Source organism: Mesorhizobium sp. M7A.F.Ca.US.005.03.2.1 (assembly GCF_003997795.1).
Lineage (GTDB): Bacteria > Pseudomonadota > Alphaproteobacteria > Rhizobiales > Rhizobiaceae > Mesorhizobium > Mesorhizobium ciceri.
Genome location: NZ_RZRP01000528.1, coordinates 1 through 4,463, shown reverse-complemented (window position 1 = coordinate 4,463; position 4,463 = coordinate 1). Strand labels below are relative to the sequence as shown.

At 56.8% G+C, this 4,463-nt stretch carries 4 protein-coding genes; 2 read left to right on the top strand and 2 right to left on the bottom strand.

Annotated features, from left to right (window positions below; genetic code table 11):
* Nucleotides 1-373: 373 nt before the first annotated feature.
* Entirely contained in the window at nucleotides 374-1,024 is a 651-nt protein-coding gene (locus tag EN991_RS24780; protein WP_245322253.1) for a response regulator transcription factor, read from the bottom strand.
* A gap of 800 nt (nucleotides 1,025-1,824) precedes the next feature.
* Nucleotides 1,825-2,049, bottom strand: coding sequence for a hypothetical protein (locus tag EN991_RS24775; RefSeq protein ID WP_024505842.1), 225 nt, complete (start codon nucleotides 2,047-2,049; stop codon nucleotides 1,825-1,827).
* A 1,250-nt stretch (nucleotides 2,050-3,299) separates the two neighbouring features.
* Between EN991_RS24775 and EN991_RS24770 the strand changes: the two genes are divergently transcribed.
* On the top strand, nucleotides 3,300-3,722 hold the full coding sequence (locus EN991_RS24770; RefSeq protein WP_063170839.1) for a metalloregulator ArsR/SmtB family transcription factor: 423 nt from the start codon (nucleotides 3,300-3,302) through the stop codon (nucleotides 3,720-3,722).
* 409 nt (nucleotides 3,723-4,131) lie between these two features.
* A partial coding sequence (locus EN991_RS24765) for a MucR family transcriptional regulator (RefSeq protein WP_127369742.1) occupies nucleotides 4,132-4,463 on the top strand: 332 nt, incomplete at its 3' end.

Here is a 4,463-nt window from a genome sequence, read left to right as displayed (position 1 = left end):
AAGCTGCACGGTGGCGAGCCAGCCCACGAGACGACAATTTCCATACCTGCCCGATTTGCGGTCAGCAGGTCGACATGCGCGACCTGCGCCGTCATTTGGCACGAACGGCCGAGGCACAGACCGCTGCTGCTGTTGGTTGATCAGGCGAGAATGCCGCTCGAACGGGGCGGCGTTTCGTTGCCCCGGACCCCTCCGACTGCCTCTTCTCAAAAGCTGTTCCATTGCGCGGAGCAAAGTCACGATTCAGAAGGGAGTCTCGCGTGGCATCGGTCGTGCGGCAACGCGAAATCCATCGACCTTCATTCAAATGTTCTGTTGACAAAAAACACGACCCGCCAGCACTAAACCAGGACGGGCCGTCTTGTTGATGCGATCACTCTTGGCCCAGAGGTCCTTCCGCGAAGAGATCGTTCACCTTGTAGGCGACCTCCGTGCGGTTGGTCGCCTTCAATTTCTTCATGATGTTTCGGATGTGAACCTTCACAGTGCTTTCGCGAAGGTTCAGTTCGTGGGCGATGATCTTGTTCGCCTTGCCGCGTCGCAGTGCCTGGGCGACCTCTGCCTGCCTGAGCGTGAACATGCCCGTCAAGGGCCGGGCGTCGCAGTTGCCTGATTTTATCAGGTGCCGCATGGAAAGGACACTACTGGCCGGAACGAAGATGCCTCCGGCTGCAGCCAAGTTGATCGCCTCGACACACACATCGATCCCGACCGAAGTCGGAATGTAGCCGCGTGCGCCGCATTCGAGAGCCGTCAGCACCTGTGCAAGATCTTCGGTGTCGGCCAGGATGACCACCGGAACGGTCTTGAACTCGGACGAAATATGCCTGATTTCTTCTGCAATGCCCTGATCGGTGACCTTCCGGCCGCCGAGGTTGAAGAGTATGGTTGAAAGGGGAGAAGCCGAACCCTTCCTTATGCGCCATTCCTCGATCGAACCCATGGCGACGACCACCATGCCCAATTCATGATCCTCAAGCGCCGAAGCGAGACACTCGCGGTCCAAGGCCCTCCCGTCCAGCATGAGAAGGTATTGCTTACCTGCTTCTTGGTGGAGATTTTCTGTGCCGCTGGACGGAACTCTTGATCGATTTGACGAACCGTAACTGTGCAGTCCTGCTGTAGAAACCATACCGATACTCACCCTTCCCCAACGAAGGTACCTGTGGCGCCCGATAAGTGCCCTTTCTTAGAATTGGAAGTTTTTGGTACCCGACCCATTTTCCACGCTCAAGGCTGATTGCGAACCTCAAGCAACGTGGCTGCTGACATGTAGAGCAGCCTCGGGAGTGTAGGAGCTATTTATTAGCATTCTCTAACATAAGTTAATTTTTTCGGTAAATTTTTACGTTGAGAAGACGGGACTCCAAACCGGTTTGACCCGCGCGAGCGGCCCGAACTAAGGCGCATGCCCGTGCCGCACCAGGCTATAGATATCCTCGGTTACCGCGCACTGTGTTGGTTGCACGCGCTCTTGCGATTAATTCGGCGGGTCTCATGCGATAGGCGGTGGTTGGGTTTGCTCGCACCTCCTGACAACGCTGCATCATACCTCCAAAAGCTTCGTTGACGATGTATACACCACGCTGAACACTGGATTGCCGGCGTCTGCTCGAGCTTACGCTGCCTGTCTGCGAACAAATGCGGAGACAGGATAGGGGAGCCACCGCCGCCCAACACCCCATGGCTCCCCTATCGCTCCGCATGGCGACCCACTTCCGAAATTTGATTTTTGAACGGCAAGCACGATCCGCCTGCAGGGCATGGCTGACGTCGGCAGATGAAGCGGCTCATCGTGAGCCTTCGCCAGACAACGTCCGGGTCTCAGGCGGTCCCCAGGGGGTTTGCTTCGCATAGCTGCTGAAAATCCAGAACCGTCCCGTCAGTCTGGATCTCGGCTTCGAATGCCTCGATCAGCCGTTTGGCGGCTTTGCTGGCAATGTGCGAATCGGGGTAAGTTGCCTCCACAACGCGCGCGCGCTCGTAGACTTCCCTGAATTGCCTGACCTGCTTGGGACCGAATACGCGATGTACAACCTGAGTGGTCATACCGCTTCTCCTCCTGGTGGCGGAACTTGAATTAACCTGCCCGTTGTCAAGCGCGCGCATGATTTCATCATCGGCACAGGATTACAACTGAAAGCCCAACAAGCCTGCGCCGGTATTGTAAGATACCAATTTCCTTGGTCGAGGCGTTCTTTAGTAGCGTTCGCTCGATTGCGAGTTAGCCGTTTGCAGGAGGCAAGGTCGCATGGTGAAGATTGCCAGAACCGCTGACCAGCCTTCGTGACGCCTTGCTCGAAACAAAAAAGCCAGGAGGCTTTTGCCTACTCATCCCGATGCCGCCCAGGGACTACGCGAAGCTGGCGTCGTCATTGGCCATTCGGTGCTGATCGTGGTTGACATCGACCGGGAAGGAGATCTCAGCGGTTACGGCATCGCTCGCCCCCTGTCGCAAGCAATCCTCATAATGATGGGTGGTTGCTGGGCTACAGAGGGGGCCCGTATCCTTCAGAAAAGAGGGGCGAGCAACGATTTCGGGTCGGGGGCGCCGGTCACCCGTAGCACGAGGCCCATGGTTGCTACTCGATGCTCAGGCCTGCCACACGATTCATTTATGATCTTTCAAGGGGAACCAAGAGTGCTTGGGCAGAGCGATATCCAATCGGCTGGGGGCTCAACGAAGACCGGACGAAGCGACTGGCACTGTAGGTCGCGGATTTACGATTTTGGTAATCGATGGAGGCCATCAGAGGGAAGGGGAGGCGGTGTTGGTCATCGAACGACACTACATCGCACCGGGCAAGTCGATGTGTTGAAAGCTTCGGCCCGCCTGCGTCGGCGCAACAACGGAGGCTCGGTCGAAATGGGAAATAACCCATCCGCGCATCCCGTTGATACGCAATGCAATCATACCGTCAAAAGGGCTAACTCCGAAATGCGGTGGGGAGAACCCGCCACCTTAATCATAATGGAGGAGCCGACACTATCGACATGGCTGTGGTATTTTGTCTGCCGGGTCACGTAAAGGAGCGGTGAGTGGAACAGGTCACGACTTGCTGGGCCAGTCAGCTGGCGGAAGGACGCCTCAATGGTTTCGTGCCAATCCAACAACAGCGCTCAACGATGGCTGGACTTGAATCCGAGCGCGCCGAGAGGCATGCCAAGGCTTGTGGGTTGAGACGGCTTCGGTCCTACGCCCAGTGGCTCGTGCCAGATGATCTGGCCGTGTTCATTGAAGAGATCGATTGTTCCGCAGTCTTCGGGCGTGACGGCAAGTTGCTGGGGAAGAGGCATCCATGGTCTCGGACGGACTAAGGGCTAACGCCGCACAAGCGGCCGAATTTCTGGAGGTGCTGGGCAATGCGCGGCGGCTGCACATTTTGAGCTTGCTGCTCGACTATGAATTGCCGGATCGCAAAATTCGCGAACGGCTTAATATTAGCCGGACAGCCTCGTGGCACCACCTAGCCAAGCTCCGGGAAGTTGGGCTCGTAAAAATCCGCCGGGACGGCCGGAATGTATATTTTTCCTCTGAAAATCGAGCGGTACGCGATCTGCTTTGCAATTGGAATGTCGTGGTTGCTGTCCAGCAGTCTGGGCAAGCGGTTCCGCCCGGTGGCGGTGCCTTGGCGGTGACATGCCAGGATCTTGTGCACTCGGCCCCCGGTCTGGAAAACCGAGTTTGTCAAAGCGCCAGCGAGTCCCGGAGCGACGAGTGATTATCCCCAGGAATCTCGGTTAGACACCGTTGGATCGAGAAGATCACCCGCGCGATTGTTGCCACCCGCGGGTTTTCTCTGCGGCGTCAGCCCCCGGATCGCGAAACGGCTGACGCATACCCTGTGGATTGGCGAATGCCGCCGACTATGGTCGCGCTATCGACGCGCCCGATTGAACCTCGGTACTCCGACTTGCGCTATAAACACTCGGTATCCTGCTACTGCCTCAAGCCGGCATTGAATCAATCCTGTGGTCAGTCAGTTGCCAGCGGGTAGGTCAGGTGCGGTGCCACCGCTTTAAAATATAGACAGGTTTCTTCGCGTGGAGCCCCATCCATGATCTGTGGGCCGTTGCACGTTGTAAAGTTCCTCAATAGAGACAAAGCCAATCAAATGGGAAACTCGAAATATGCAGAATGACGCTGAAGCACCGCAGGTCCAGTTGTTGCAGCTCACCGCCGACATAGTGGCGGCATATGTCCAGAAGAACGCCATTCCGGCGGCCGGTCTTCCCGAATTGATCGCCAGCGTCAATTCTGCCTTGTCGGGATTGGGTCAGCCGGTGGAAGCGACGCCGCCCGCGCTTGTTCCGGCAGTCAATCCAAAAAAGTCCGTGTTTCCCGATTACATCATCAGCCTGGAGGACGGACGCAAGTTCAAGTCTATGAAGCGCCACCTTGGGTTGCTGGGAATGACACCCGACGAGTACAGAGCCAGGTGGGGGCTCGCCAAGGACTATCC